A 13,736-nucleotide genomic window follows, 5' to 3' on the forward strand; every position below is an offset into this window, starting at 1 on the left:
CATTCCTTCCCGAACGCGAGGGGCTTGTTTGACTGAGGATGGCGCACCCTCCTATTTTCCCCCTCCTCCCCGCTCTGCCGGGAAGGACCGCGCGGTGACCTGTCACCCAGAAGGACGGAGTGCGCGCCGAGGCCGCTTGTTCCGGCACGGATCGTCCGCCGGTCCACAGTCCCTCCTCGGTTAGAATCCCTCCTCGCCTTCGTCGACTGTCCCTTCACTCCCTCGCCGTGACTTCGAACTCCGAATCCCTGACTCTCGCCGCAACCGCCGCCGCCGCCGAACGTGCCGCAATGGCGGCGAGTCACGACGGCACGCCGCCCACCGGCCCGGACGGGGGAGCGGCGGGCGAAGGGGCGCGGCACGAGGTGGTCATCGCGCCGGGCCGCGGCGACCGGATGATCGACTGGCGAGAGCTCGTCGACTACCGCGATCTCTGTCTGTTTCTGATCTGGAGAGGGATCAAGGCCCGTTACGCCCAGAGTGTGATCGGCGTCGGCTGGGCCGTGGTCCAGCCCCTCTTTTCGATGCTTGTCTTCACGGTCGTCTTCGGAAAGCTCGCCCGGATCAGCTCCGACGGCGTTCCCTACGCCGTGTTCAACTTCGTCGCCATGGTCCCCTGGACCTATTTCTCGAACGCCGTCTCGGACGGGTCCGCCAGCCTCGTCACCAACGCCGGGATGATCAGCAAGGTCTATTTCCCGCGGCTCATTCTCCCGCTGGCGGCCGTGGCGGCCAAGCTGGTCGACTTCGTCATCGCCCTCGCGCTGCTCGCCGTCCTCCTCGTGGTCTACCGCATCGTCCCGACCTGGGGCGTCGTCACGCTCCCGCTCCTGACCGGCCTGATGGTCCTCACCGCATTCGGTATGGCGACCTGGATGACCGCCCTGGCGGTCCAGTACCGGGACGTCCAGCACGCCATGACCTTCGTGCTGCAACTGCTGATGTACTCCGCCCCGGTCGTCTACCCCGCGAGCCTCATCCCGAACCGCTACGAGCTGCTCGGCTGGACCGTCAATCCGCAGTGGCTCTACGCCCTGAACCCGATGGTCGGGGTGATCGAGGGGTTCCGGTCCGCCCTCCTGGGGACGCGGACCATGCCCTGGGACTTCCTCGCAATCGGCAGCGTCAGCGCCGCCCTCCTGGCCTACAGCGGCCTCCGCTACTTCCGCAGCCGCGAGCACGTTTTCGCCGACGTCGCCTGAGACCGGCCGCCCCTCCACGACCACCGAAGCCGCAGCAAACCCTCGTCCTGATGCCGAAAGCCGCCATCACCGTCGAGCATCTCTCCAAGGCCTACCGCATCGGCCGGAAGGAGGAGACTCACAACACCCTGACGGGGGCGATGCTCTCCTTCGCACGGGCGCCGCTCCGGAACTTCCGGCAGCTCCGCACGCTCGACGCCGCGAGCGCCCCCGAGGAGGAGGTCGTCTGGTCCCTGCGGGATGTCAGCTTCGAGATCCAGCCCGGCGAGGTGGTGGGGATCATCGGCCGCAACGGCGCCGGGAAGAGCACGCTCCTCAAGATCCTCTCGCGGATCACCGCCCCTACCTCCGGCCGCGCGGTGATCCGCGGCCGCGTCTCGAGCCTCCTGGAAGTCGGGACCGGCTTCCATCCGGAGCTGAGCGGGCGCGAGAACGTCTACATGAACGGCACGATCCTCGGGATGCGGAAGCGCGAGATCGACCGCAAGTTCGACGAGATCATCGACTTCTCCGGCGTGGAGAAATTCATCGACACGCCGGTCAAGCGGTACAGCAGCGGCATGAAGGTCCGCCTCGCCTTCGCGGTGGCCGCCCACCTGGAGCCGGAGATCCTCATTATCGACGAAGTCCTCGCCGTGGGGGACTTCGAGTTCCAGAAGAAGTGCCTCGGCAAGATGAACGACGTGGCGACGAGCGGACGGACCGTCCTGTTCGTCAGCCACAATATGGCGGCGGTCGAATCGCTCTGCTCCACCGGTCTGCTCATGGAGCAGGGACGGCTCACCTACCGGGGCAGGACTCCCGAAGCTCTGCAGCGATATCAAAGAGCGGCTCAGAGCTCACAAGCCTCTCACAACGACCTGACCGGGCATCCGGGACGCCCCTCTCACGTGACGTCGATCATGCGGCACGTCACCCTCAGGGGAGACGATGGTGAGCCGACGACCACGTTCCGCATGGGGGGGGAACTCTCCGTGGACGTCGCGTTCGAGAACGACAGCCGGTTCAGTCCGGTCCTGGGAATCGTCGTCAAGACGGAGATCGGCAGCCCCCTCTTCGGAATCGACAATCGAGTCGTGAGCGGCTTCGACCTCGGCGAGACGGCCGGCGGCGGAAGAATCGTCTGTACGCTCGCCGGGCTACCGCTGATGCCCGGGAATTATTCGCTGGACCTGTATCTGGGAGACCGGCACCGGGGCCTGGATCAGATCTACGACGCGATCGCCTTTTCGGTCGTTCCATCGGACGTCTTCGGAACCGGAAAGCTTCCGTCGCCTCATTGCGGCCCGATCTGGCAGTCGGCGGAATGGTCCCTGGCACCGCAGGAGCCGGCGCTCGAGAGGGAGGTGTGTTGAAGCCCATGTCCGCCCAGTTGGAGCCTCGTCCCGAAACCGCGTATTCGGCAAAGTTCTTCGATCAGCTGGATGGCCAGACGCGGGCCTCGGCCGAGGTGATCGTGCCGATGGTCATGGACCTCCTCGGCCCGACCAGTGTCGTGGACGTCGGGTGCGGCCGGGGCGTCTGGCTGTCGGTCTTTCGGGAGGCGGGGGTCCATCGCGTCGCCGGTCTCGACGGCGCCTGGGTGGACCCGCGGCAACTGGCGATTCCGGGCGAATGTTTCCAAGCGGTCGATCTCACGGCGGACTGGCCGGCCCCTGGGACGTTCGATCTGGCGGTCTCCCTCGAAGTCGGCGAGCACCTGGCCGAAACGGCTTCCGGACGGCTCGTCGAGAACCTGACTCGCGCGGCCAGCGCTGTGCTCTTTTCCGCGGCCCTCCCCGGCCAGGAAGGGACGCACCACATCAATGAGCAGTGGCCCGAGTTCTGGGAAGGGCTCTTTGCGGAGCGGGGCTTTGCGCGTCTCGATCCCTTTCGGCGGCGGATCTGGCAGGACCCGCGGGTCGCCTGGTACTACCAGCAGAACCTGACGCTGTTTGTCGCCCAGGGCGTGCTCGACGGCTCGGCCGCGCTGCGGCAGGAGCGAGATCGAGCCGCCATCTGTCCGTTGACGCTCGTGCATTCCAAGGTGCTGCGGCCCATGAAACACCCGCGGCCGGCCCTGCATCTCCTGCCCCGGCTGGTGCTGGAGGCCATCCGTCAGCGCTGGAACCGCCTGATCCGCGGCCAATGACGCCTCCACTACACTGAAGTCCACCATGCTCGGCGTCTCGATCATCGTCCCGACCTACAACCGTGCCCAATTCCTCGGGCCGACGCTGGAGAGCATCGGGCAGCTGCGGCGTCCGGACAACGCCTCCGTCGAAGTCCTGGTCATCGACAACAACTGCACCGATGACACCGCGCGCGTCGTGGCTGCCGCCGCGGAGAGCTTTCCGTTGCCGCTCCGGCACGTCATCGAAACGCGCCAGGGGCTGTGTCACGGACGGAACCGGGGGTTGCAGGAGGCGCGCCATGACTGGCTTGTCTATCTGGACGACGACATCGCCGTGAATCCCGGATGGCTGGAGGGACTGGCGGAATCGATCGACCGCTGCGCCGCCGACGCCGTCGTCGGGCCGGTCTTTCCCAAGTTCCTCGACGGGAAGCCGTCCTATCTCGTCGGCGAGGTCCTCGATTCGATCAGCTCCGGATACAGCCGCAGGGGAGAGTCGATCCAGGTGCTGCCCTCCGAAGTCGCCCATGAGCTGCCCGGCTGCAATTTTGCCGTTCGAAGGGAGGCCGCGCAGGAGGTCGGCGGCTTCGATCCCGAGCTGGACCGCATCGGAAAGTCGCTCCTCGCCGGCGGAGACTTCGAATTGGGAATGCGGCTCGTCGCGGCAGGAAGGCGGACGGTCTACCATCCCGAATGCCGCATCGAGCACATCATCATCCCGGAAAAGCTGACCAAGACCTACCTCCGCCGCCGCTCCTTCGGCCTGGGAATGACGGTCCGCAGAGTGTCCGCCTGCCAACTGAGCTGGGGCCGGAAGATCCGTCTGGCGCTCGGCGTTTGCCGGCTCGGACTGGGTGCGATCTGCAGCCACGCGTTCCGGCGGCCGGCGACGGCGCTCGCCTGGGAGCTGCGAATGTTGAGGGCGATGGGGTACTTGCGGGGGTAGCTTCTTCCGCACCGGGCCGCTTCGGATCGAACGATGTCCCGGCCAGCGGGGCGGGGTGTGGGGGGGACGAGGACCCAGGGAATGAACGAGACCGCTCGAACGACACCGGCCAGACAGACCGGCCACCCCCAGGGGGGACTTCCGCGCCACGCCGCGCTGGCGCTGCTCACCCGGTTCAACGCCCCGCTCCCCTGGCTCAACCGGCCCGCCCCCGACGCCGCGTGGCTTGAGCATCGATGCCACCTGTTCGAGACGTTCTGCCTGCCGACCGTTCAGGCTCAATCCTTCCAGGACTTTCGCTGGATGGTCTACTTCGACTCCCGGACTCCGGATGCGGTCCGGGCGCGGATCGACTCGTATCGTCGATCCTGCCGTCAGCTCGAGCCCTGCTTCGTCGATGAGCTGGACAACGCGGTGGCCTCGCAGGCTATTCGCGACTCCTGCGGAGATGACGTGCAGTTTCTGGTCACGGTTCGCCTCGACAATGACGACGCCGTTTCCAGGCAGTTCCTGTCGCGGTTCGCGGCGGCGGTTCGGCCTCACGAACCGGAGCGGCGGTTCATCAACATGCGTCGGGGTTACACCTGGAAAGAGGGGCGCGTTTTCGAACAGGACGACCCGTCGAGCCCGTTCTTTGCCGTTATCGAGCCGCGACGAAGCGCGGTGACGGGGCTCTCCTTCGACCATACGAAGATGGCCGAGCATGGCGACGTCCAGCAGATCGTGGACGGCCGCCATTTCCTTCAGGTCGTTCACGGCCGGAATGTCTCCAACAGCCTGCGGGGACGGCCGCGCGAGGTGTCGGCGCGGGGCCTTCTCCCGCAGTTTCCGTCCGCCGCGCTCGATGTCCCCCCGAACGCGCTGCGCCGGATGTGGTGGAACGGCCTGGGAGCGGTCAGCCAGGCGCGGCGAACCCTTCGCCGGGTCCTGAGTCAGGACATCGGGCGTCTCGGAGTGACGGATCCGTCGTCGCGAGAGTCCCTCTCCGGGCTTTCGCGAGGGGAACACTCTTCGCCACCGGATCGGGAGCAGACAGAGACATGAGCGGTCACGAGCAGGAGATCCAGCCGATGCCGATGTTCGGCTTCCTGAGGCGCGTCGTGCATTCCGTTGCGGGAGAAGCGAACTACGCGCGTCTCCGGAGACGCCTCCGGCGGTCGCACCTCGCGGCCTGGCCGATCCGGAAAGACCTCCGCGCCCTGGCCCGCTTCTATGGTTCGGACAAGTGGGGCGCCCATCGCTATGCCGCGCATTACCAGCAGCACTTCGGCCCGTTGCGGCGCGACAAGCTGACCATCCTGGAGATCGGCGTCGGCGGATACCGCGTTCCCTACGCCGGAGGGGAGTCGCTCCGGATGTGGAAGAGGTTCTTCCCCAGGGCGCGGGTCTATGCGATCGACATTTTCGACAAGTCTCCCTTGAACGAAGACCGCATCCGGATTTTTCAGGGAAGCCAGGACGACCCGGTCTTCCTCCGGTCGGTGGTCGACGCGGCCGGCCCCTTCGACATTATCGTCGACGACGGAAGCCACGTGAACGCGCACGTGCTAGCGTCGTTCGAGTTCCTCTTCCCCCACCTGCGATCCGGCGGCTGGTATGTCATCGAGGACCTTCAGACCTCCTACTGGCCGGACTTTGGGGGAAGCGAAGATCCGCTGGCCGCGGACACCGGGATCGCGCTCTGCAAACGCATCGCGGACGGGCTGAACTGGGAGGAATTCCGGAGCCGTCCCCCCGGACGCTTCGATGCCGAGATCACCGCGATCCACCTGTACCACAACCTGGCGCTGATCAAGAAGGGGGACAACAGGGAGGCGAGTCTCACCGCCCCCTCTCGCCCGCCATGCGCCGAGCGCGGACCGGCGCCAGGAAACGACGGAGCCACCCACTGAATCACAACGTTTCTTTGCGACGACCACCACGCGTCCTTCAGGGGACTCGGAGCGCGTTCCCTGGCTGCGCTGAAGGATCGATCAGCACGTGCGAGAGCCTTCACTCCCTCCATCGCTCCAGAAAGCCGGCGCGGAGCCCAGCACGCGGCGGCCATCGGATCGGCCAAGGGGCATGAGTTCCACTCCACTCGTCTCCATCGTAATTCCCTGTTTCAACGCAGAGTCCTTCGTCGGCGAAGCGATCTGGAGCGCGCTCCACCAGACGTATCCGAATGTCGAAGTCATCGTCGTCGACGACGGTTCCGCCGACGGCAGCCTCGCGGTTGTCCGATCCTTCGGAGACGCGATCCGGTGGCAGACCGGACCGAACCGAGGAGGATGCGCCGCGCGAAACCAGGGTCTGCGCCTGGCCGCGGGGGAATTCGTGCAGTTCCTCGACGCGGATGACGTTCTGGCTCCCGACAAGCTGGTGAAGCAGGTCGCGGTCGCCCGCGAGAACCCCGAAGCCATCGTCTATTGCGACCATGATCTGCAGGGGGGGCCCGGAGGGGGGATCACGACGCGGGGGATGCCTTGCGGCGACACGGATGGCGTCGTCTTCGTCCTGCGGCATCGCGCGCTGACGACCATCGCCCCGCTGCATCGAAAGGAGTGGCTCATCGACGTGGGAGGCTTCCGGGAGGGCCTGAAGGCCAGTCAGGAATTCGATCTGCACCTGCGTCTGGCGGCCACGGGACGGCGTTTCGTTCATCTGCCGGAGGCATTGTTTACCGTCCGGCGGCGGTCCGGCAGCGTCTCGGCCGACGCCGCGCGGACTCTGGCGGCCCTGATCGCCTTTCTGCCCGGGCTGATCGAGCAGATGCAGGCGCAGGGTGCGCTGACGGCCGATCGGCGGAGTGAGTTCGCGGCCTATGCCGCCCGCGCCGGCCGACAGTGCTGCCGGGGCAAACAGTTCGAGGCCGGCCTGCAACTGCTCAACCTGGCCTTTCGCCTTGACCGGAGAGCGGCGACCCAGGCCGCCTACACCGCCGGATCACGACTCCTGCTGGCCGCCCTGGGACCGGGGCCTGTCGAGCACCTGGCGGCTTTGCGCCAAGCCCTGAGCGTCAACGGTCTCAAGCGAATCGCTCCCGGTCCCCCCCAACAGGGATCTGCAGCGTGCGCAGAGTGAGGAGCAAGGCCGCCTCGTTGTTGCGGCGCATTCACCGGTTTTTCAGTGCAGTCCTGTTCTGGGTCTACAACCACGTTGTCACCAGGTTCCCGTCGCACTGGCTGCGAACCGTCTTCCTTCGCCGAGTCCTGGGGATGCCGGTCGGCCGAGGGACGGCGATTCACATGGGGTGCTTCGTCACAGGGACGCAGATCCGCATCGGAGCGACGTCGGTCGTGAATCGCCGATGTTACCTCGATGGCCGAGGGGGGCTGACGATTGGCGACAACGTCAGCATTTCGCCGGAGTGCTACATCCTGTCGGCGTCCCATGACGTTCAGTCCCCGACGTTCCAGTCCCGGATGGCCAGCGTTCTCATTGAGGACCGGGCGTGGATCGGAGCGCGGGCGATCGTTCTTCCTGGCGTAACGATCGGTGTCGGCGCCGTCGTGGGAGCGGGGGCCGTCGTCACGAAATCGGTTCCGCCGTTCACCATTGTGGCCGGCAACCCCGCGCGCGAGATCGGCAAGCGAAACGAGCAGCTGACCTATCAGCTGCGCTATTTTCCCTGGTTCGATACGGACATCGGACAGTAGAGCCCACAGTGACGCCCTGAGGGTGACGGGAGACGTCACTGAGGAGGCGTCGTTCCAGTGGCTCGAAGATTCCTCCTCCCCGCCCCCCCGCTTTCCCGCCGGCACCCGCGAGGCACTCCGGTGAGCGACGGGATGACTGTGAAGCAGATGTTTGACATGACAGCAGACCTGTTGTCCGCCGGCTCGAATCCGACAGGGACCACGGCACTCAGCCACCCTCTCCCTTGTCCCGTCTACTTCGTATCGCACCGATACCAGAATCATGCCGGCCCGAGCGGCTATGATCGATTCGCGGACTACCTGGGAGAATCGGTCACCGCTCCCCGGTGGCTCGACCACCTGGGACGATCAGTCCTGCGGCCGATGACCAAGCTGGTCGAGTGGTACAACGGAAGTTTCGAATACAGCCGCCACGACTGCCTTCGCGAGATTGCGACGCGGCTGCATATGTCCGGTCGCCAGGACGCGATCTACCACTTTCTTTATGCGGAGAAGTCGCTGCGGTATCTGGGCCCCATGAATCGCCGGGGCGGCCTGCGGATCATCGGCAGCTTTCACCACTGTGCCTTCAAGTACCCGACGTATTTCCGCTCCACGGAGCACTTCCGCGCGATCGAGCACGCGGTCGTCGTCTCGAGGATTCAGATCGAGCACATGGAGTCGATCGTCGGACCGGGCAAGGTCTCCTTCGTGCCGTACGCCGTCGATGCGAGTTATTTCGTTCCGGGAGAGCGCGTTTCCAATCGTCCGCTCCGCTGCACGTGCGTCGGCCAGCATCTGCGAGACTTCGAAAACCTGCCCGCCATCATCAAAACGCTCCTGTCCGCCGAGCGGGACCTGGAGTTCTACGTCGTCGGCGCCCCTTCCAAGGTCCGACAGAGCGTCGAGTTCGATCGCGTCGTCTGGAAACAGGGGATCTCGGACGCGGAGTATCTGGACCTCCTGCAGCAGACGGATGTCCTGGTCCTCCCGCTGATCGACAGCACGAGCGTCACCACCGTCAACGAGGCGCTGGGGTGCGGGGTGCCGATCGTCACGAATCGAGGGGGAGTGTCCGACTACCTCAACGACGCATGCAGCATCGAGTTGACCACCGGGGACGTGGCGGGGATGGTCGATGCGACCCTCGCGCTGCTCCGCGACGATCGCCGGCGGAACACCATGGGCCTGGCCGCTCGCCAGCAGGGGCTGGAGCTCGACTGGTCCCGCAGCGCGGCGAAGATGGCCGACGTCTACCGGCAGGTCTACGACGGCATGCCTCGGTCCGAATCCAGGGGACACTGAAAGCCCCAAGGTCGTCCTCCGACGACCTCGACAGGGCCCTCGAGCCCCCGGCGCTCTCGAGCCGACTCTCCGAGGGCCACGTGTCTGCTGCGACAGACACCAACCATTCTCTTCCTCCACGGGCGGGCCTCTCGCCATGTGGGCTTTTCGAAACTGGGACTGACCTGTGACGCAATTGGTTCAACGAACGGCCCTGATCACCGGCATCACGGGGCAGGACGGCTACTACCTGACCCGTCTCCTGCTGGAGAAGGGATACACCGTGCACGGCATCGTCCGCCGCGCCAGCACGATGAACAGGACGCGGATCGATCAGCTCAAGCTGGAGATGCCGGATGCCGCCGCTCGCGTCATCCTCCACTACGGCGACCTCACGGACGCCGCCAGCTTGCACCGGCTCGTCGACGAGATCGCGCCTGACGAGATCTACAACCTGGCCGCCCAGAGCCACGTCCGGGTTTCGTTCGACACGCCGCTCTACACCCAGCAGGTCAACGCGGACGGAGCGCTGAACGTGCTGGAATCGGCCCGGGTCCTCAATAACCGCAAGCCGGTGCGAGTGTACCAGGCGTCGACCAGTGAAATGTTCGGGGGTATGCCGGGAACGGTGCCGCAGTCGGAGGCAACGCCGTTTCATCCCCGCAGTCCCTACGGCTGCGCCAAGGTGGCGGCGTTCTACTACACGGTCCATTACCGGGAGTCGTGTGGTTTGTTCGCCTGCAACGGGATCCTGTTCAATCACGAGTCGCCGATGCGCGGCGAGACGTTCGTCACCCGAAAGATCACGCTGGCAGCGACCCGGATCAAAATGGGGCTGCAGTCCACACTCCGCATGGGGAACCTGAAGGCGGAACGCGACTGGGGATTCGCCGGCGACTACGTCGAGGCGATGTGGCGAATGCTCCAGCAGCCTCAGCCGGACGACTTCGTGATCTCCACGGGCCAGATGCATTCCGTCGAGGAGTTTCTCGTCGCGGTCTTCACCCGCCTGGAACTCGACTGGCGCGAGTACGTGCAGATTGACCCTCAGTACTTCCGCGCTACCGAGGTCGAGCAGCTCTGCGGGGACTCCCGAAAGGCACGGGAGCTCCTTGGCTGGCAACCCCGTACGAGTTTCACGCAGCTCGTCGACCTGATGGTCGCGCACGACCTGCGCTTGGCCAAACAGGAGCGGGATCTGGCCGGGCTGGCCTCGCGCTCCGTGTAACCCGGACCGGTTCCCATCGATCGACGGACGACTTCCCGTGGACAGCATCTTGCCGCAACCCGATCTTTTGGAGCCAGGCCCGTCTCTTGAGGGGCTGCGGGTTCTCCACGTGGTGGACAACCTGAAGCTGGGGGGGACGCAGGCCCTGGGCCTGCGGATGCTGACCTGGTTGAGCCAGGCCGGATGTCAGGTGAAGCTGTGCGTCCTGTCGAGATCGCCCCGTGACCATCAGTGGCCCTGGCTTCCCGACGTCGTCGATCTCGACTTCTCCGGCGACTACCGCGTTCCGTTCGCCCTGAGCCGCTGTGCCGGGAAGTTTCGAGAGGTCGTCGAAGACTTTCATCCGGATCTCATTCACTCCTACCTCTGGACATCGGATGTCGTCGCCGCCCTGAGCAACCGGGGGGCTCGGCTGCCGCATGTGGTCCATATTGTGGACCGGCGCTCCTGGCAGGCGTCGCGAGCGATCAAGGCCCGGATCCGGCAATGGATGACGCGGCGGGCCTTCGCTCGCTCGCAGCCCCGGTTTCTCGCGGTCTCAGCGGCGGCGGGGGACTTCGCCGTGGAGCACCTGCGTCTCGACCCCGGCCGTGTCGGCGTGGCCTACAACAGCATCGACGTCGAAGGCTACGACGGCGTCGGCCCCAGCGCCTGGATCGAAAAAAGCGACCGGCCGCTGACCCTGGGAATCGCCAGCCGCATCGAGCCGGAGAAGGGGCATGCCATCCTTCTGGACGCGCTCAGCCGCGTCGCCGACAGGGGGAACATCCGTCTGCGGATCGCGGGAGAAGGTTCCTCCCGTCCGATGCTGGAGCAGCAGGTGCAGCGTCTCGGCCTGTGCGAAGTGGTCCAGTTCATCGGGTGGGCCGAGTCCTTCCAGAAGTTCATGGGCGAGATCGATGTCTTCGTCGTTCCATCCGTCGACTCGGAAGGCCTGCCGACGACGATCCTGGAAGCGATGGCCAGCCGGCGCCTCGTGATCGCAACGGACGTAGGGGGAGCCCGGGAGGCGATCCGGAACCGGGTCGACGGGTTGATGGTTCCGCCGGGCTCGGCCCCGGAGTTTGCCGCGGCGATTGAAGCGGTCGTCAACGATCGACCGGCCGTGCGGCGGATGATCGAGAGCGCCCGAACGCGGGTGGCCCGCGATTTCTCGACCACAAAGATGATGCAGACCGTGGTGGAGAGCTACCGCGCGGCGATCGCCGAACGTCAGCCCATGGGGGTGGCCCCATGATCGCCGACGTCGTCGTCACGGGCGCGGGGGGGATGATTGGCCGCGAGCTCTGCAAGGCTCTGGCACGCAAGGCGGCGAAGGTGACCGCCGTTTCCCGCCAAGAGGTCTCGCTTCCCGGCTGCGACGGACGGGTCGCCGATCTGCGCTCGCCGGACTCCCTGCACGGCCTCCTGCGGCCGGGAACCGTGGTGTTTCACCTCGCGGGTCGCACCAGCGTGGCCGGCTCGGTCCACGATCCCTGCGGGGATTTCGAGCACAACGTGGCCGCGACGGTCCAGGTCCTGAACGCGTCGGTGGCCGTGGGGGCTCGGGTGATCCTGGCCTCTTCCGCGGCGGTCTTCCAGCCGGGGCAGCCCCTCCCGCTCTCCGAAACCGCCCTCAAACGGCCGACATCGCCTTATGGCGCGGCCAAACTGTCGTGCGAGAACTACGCACAAGCCTTTCACGCGAGCCGGGGGCTCGATGTCCGCGTAGCGCGGCTGTTCAACGTGTACGGCCCGAACATGCGGAAGTTCGCCATCGTCGACTTCTTCCGGAAGCTGCAGGCCAATCCCCATTCGCTGGAGATCCTGGGGGATGGGGAACAGCTCCGCGACTACCTCTACATCGACGATACGATCGCCGCTCTGATGGCCGTCGCCGAACGTGGAGTTCCGGGCCAGGACTACAACATCGCCTCGGGACAGCCGACGCGACTGGTCGACCTTGCGAAGCTGGTCGCCGACGTCATGGGACTGAGCGACGTCCGGCTGACCGTGACCCGGAAGTCGTTTCCCGGGGACATCCCCCAGTGGTATGCCGACATCCGCAGGATTCGCGGCCTCGGTTTCGAGGCGCAAGTCCCATTGAGGGAAGGACTGGTCAGGACGATCGAGGGGCTGCGTCGCCATGAGTTCGACCAACCCGCTCCGGGTTCACGGTGAATCGGCCGGGCCATGACCTTGAGTCTCTCCACAGACATCGACACGCCGCCAGTTCCCGAACGGGAGCTTCCTGCGGAAACGGTGCCCACCTCCCCAAGCAATGCTGGGCCGATCCTCCGTCCCCGGTCCTACTACCCGGCGCTCGACGGAGTCCGAGGGCTCTCCATCCTGGGAGTGCTCCTCTTTCACTTCTACGGACACTACCACGCCCTGGCGGCGACCTTGCCCAAGCCGCTGGCTTACGTGTGCCGCCTCGGACAGACCGGCGTCGACTGCTTCTTTGTTCTCTCCGGATTCCTGATCACCGGAATTCTCCTCGATACCCGCAAACAGACGCATCGCGCCCGGAACTTCTACGCCCGGCGGGCGCTGCGGATCTTTCCGATCTATTTCCTGACCGTCCTCGTCGTCTACGGTCTCTTTCCCGGGTTCTTCGGCACCCGCTATCTGGTGCCCTACCAGCTCTGGTTGTGGACGTACACGCAGAACATCGGGACCACGTTCCACTGGTGTCCGGATTTCGGCCACTTCTGGTCCCTCGCCGTCGAGGAACAGTTCTACCTGGTGTGGCCGCCGCTCGTCTGGTTCCTGCGGACCGAGAAGAAGGTCGCTGCGCTGTGTCTGGCGACCATTGCGCTTGCGCTCGGCACGCGAGGAGTCTTCGCCGCCTTCGACCAGTTCCCGGCTCAGTTCACGCTCTGCCGGGTTGACGAACTGGCGTTCGGAGGACTGCTGGCCGTCATCGGCCGTCGGGTCACATCCCGCGCTCAGTGGACCGCCGCCACGCTGGGGATGGTCGCCGTCATCCTGTTGTTGGCCGTCCCCTTGTATTTCCTGGAGAGCGGAAAGGGCTCGCCGCTCGTTCAGGTCGTGAAGTTCGATATGCGGGCGGGCCTGTTTGCCGCGGCCATCGCCGTCGTCGTCGGCGCCACGTCCACAACGTGGTGGAATCGCCTGTTGATGGTCGGGCCCCTCGTCTGGTGCGGACATCACAGCTACGCGATGTACGTCTTTCACCCGTTCATCATGTCGGCCTGCGAGAAGGTCCCGGTTCCGGGGAGTACCGTGACCGCGGATGTCGGTCGAATGAGCCTGGCCACGGTCATCACATTGGGGATGGCCTGGTTGAGCTGGCGATTCGTCGAAGCCCCCTTCTTGAAACTGAAACGTCACTTTCTTGAATAGC

Annotated in this window: 13 protein-coding genes; all 13 read left to right on the forward strand. The window is 65.6% G+C overall.

Annotation, left to right across the window (positions count from 1 at the left end; genetic code table 11):
* Positions 1-227 precede the first annotated feature (227 nt).
* The 13 genes from VT03_RS02615 to VT03_RS02675 all read left to right on the forward strand — a co-directional run bounded on the left by VT03_RS02615 (position 228) and on the right by VT03_RS02675 (position 13,735).
* A complete protein-coding gene (locus VT03_RS02615; RefSeq protein ID WP_197489178.1) occupies positions 228-1,202 on the forward strand; it encodes an ABC transporter permease in 975 nt (324 codons plus the stop codon).
* Positions 1,203-1,252: 50 nt separating this feature from the next.
* Complete coding sequence (locus VT03_RS02620) at positions 1,253-2,557, forward strand: ABC transporter ATP-binding protein (protein WP_075091547.1); 1,305 nt, start codon at positions 1,253-1,255, stop codon at positions 2,555-2,557.
* A 5-nt stretch (positions 2,558-2,562) separates the two neighbouring features.
* Positions 2,563-3,333, forward strand: coding sequence for a class I SAM-dependent methyltransferase (locus VT03_RS02625; protein ID WP_075091548.1), 771 nt, complete (start codon positions 2,563-2,565; stop codon positions 3,331-3,333).
* Between the two features lie 25 nt (positions 3,334-3,358).
* Complete coding sequence (locus VT03_RS02630) at positions 3,359-4,261, forward strand: glycosyltransferase family 2 protein (protein WP_075091549.1); 903 nt, start codon at positions 3,359-3,361, stop codon at positions 4,259-4,261.
* An 81-nt stretch (positions 4,262-4,342) separates the two neighbouring features.
* Complete coding sequence (locus tag VT03_RS02635) at positions 4,343-5,305, forward strand: glycosyltransferase (protein ID WP_075091550.1); 963 nt, start codon at positions 4,343-4,345, stop codon at positions 5,303-5,305.
* A complete protein-coding gene (locus tag VT03_RS02640; protein ID WP_075091551.1) occupies positions 5,302-6,153 on the forward strand; it encodes a class I SAM-dependent methyltransferase in 852 nt (283 codons plus the stop codon). The genes VT03_RS02635 and VT03_RS02640 overlap by 4 nt, the downstream gene beginning before the upstream one ends.
* 172 nt (positions 6,154-6,325) lie before the next feature.
* On the forward strand, positions 6,326-7,324 hold the full coding sequence (locus VT03_RS02645) for a glycosyltransferase family 2 protein (protein WP_075091552.1): 999 nt from the start codon (positions 6,326-6,328) through the stop codon (positions 7,322-7,324).
* 17 nt (positions 7,325-7,341) lie between these two features.
* Positions 7,342-7,899: an acyltransferase gene (locus VT03_RS35150; RefSeq protein ID WP_197489179.1), complete on the forward strand. Its 558-nt coding sequence runs from the start codon at positions 7,342-7,344 to the stop codon at positions 7,897-7,899.
* Between the two features lie 156 nt (positions 7,900-8,055).
* Positions 8,056-9,183: a glycosyltransferase family 4 protein gene (locus VT03_RS02655; RefSeq protein ID WP_197489180.1), complete on the forward strand. Its 1,128-nt coding sequence runs from the start codon at positions 8,056-8,058 to the stop codon at positions 9,181-9,183.
* Between the two features lie 175 nt (positions 9,184-9,358).
* Positions 9,359-10,390 carry a GDP-mannose 4,6-dehydratase gene (gene gmd, locus VT03_RS02660; RefSeq protein WP_075091555.1) on the forward strand — a complete coding sequence of 344 codons (1,032 nt, stop codon included), beginning with the start codon at positions 9,359-9,361 and terminating at the stop codon, positions 10,388-10,390.
* Between the two features lie 49 nt (positions 10,391-10,439).
* Complete coding sequence (locus VT03_RS02665; protein ID WP_156514247.1) at positions 10,440-11,627, forward strand: glycosyltransferase family 4 protein; 1,188 nt, start codon at positions 10,440-10,442, stop codon at positions 11,625-11,627.
* On the forward strand, positions 11,624-12,550 hold the full coding sequence (locus VT03_RS02670; RefSeq protein WP_075091557.1) for an NAD-dependent epimerase/dehydratase family protein: 927 nt from the start codon (positions 11,624-11,626) through the stop codon (positions 12,548-12,550). Before VT03_RS02665 ends, VT03_RS02670 begins: the two co-directional genes overlap by 4 nt.
* Positions 12,551-12,631: 81 nt before the next feature.
* Positions 12,632-13,735, forward strand: a complete 1,104-nt coding sequence (locus VT03_RS02675; protein ID WP_197489181.1) for an acyltransferase family protein — start codon at positions 12,632-12,634, stop codon at positions 13,733-13,735.
* Position 13,736 lies beyond the last annotated feature (1 nt).

Source organism: Planctomyces sp. SH-PL14, from assembly GCF_001610835.1.
Taxonomy (GTDB): Bacteria; Planctomycetota; Planctomycetia; order Planctomycetales; family Planctomycetaceae; genus Planctomyces_A.

Bases quoted from the DNA above. Each gene is read 5' to 3' on its own strand.
- VT03_RS02645 (WP_075091552.1), top strand. From the start codon at position 6,326: ATGAGTTCCACTCCACTCGTCTCCATCGTAATTCCCTGTTTCAACGCA.
- VT03_RS02670 (WP_075091557.1), top strand. From the start codon at position 11,624: ATGATCGCCGACGTCGTCGTCACGGGCGCGGGGGGGATGATTGGCCGC.
- VT03_RS02655 (WP_197489180.1), top strand. From the start codon at position 8,056: ATGACAGCAGACCTGTTGTCCGCCGGCTCGAATCCGACAGGGACCACG.
- VT03_RS02635 (WP_075091550.1), top strand. From the start codon at position 4,343: ATGAACGAGACCGCTCGAACGACACCGGCCAGACAGACCGGCCACCCC.
- VT03_RS02630 (WP_075091549.1), top strand. From the start codon at position 3,359: ATGCTCGGCGTCTCGATCATCGTCCCGACCTACAACCGTGCCCAATTC.
- VT03_RS02625 (WP_075091548.1), top strand. From the start codon at position 2,563: ATGTCCGCCCAGTTGGAGCCTCGTCCCGAAACCGCGTATTCGGCAAAG.
- VT03_RS02620 (WP_075091547.1), top strand. From the start codon at position 1,253: ATGCCGAAAGCCGCCATCACCGTCGAGCATCTCTCCAAGGCCTACCGC.
- VT03_RS02640 (WP_075091551.1), top strand. From the start codon at position 5,302: ATGAGCGGTCACGAGCAGGAGATCCAGCCGATGCCGATGTTCGGCTTC.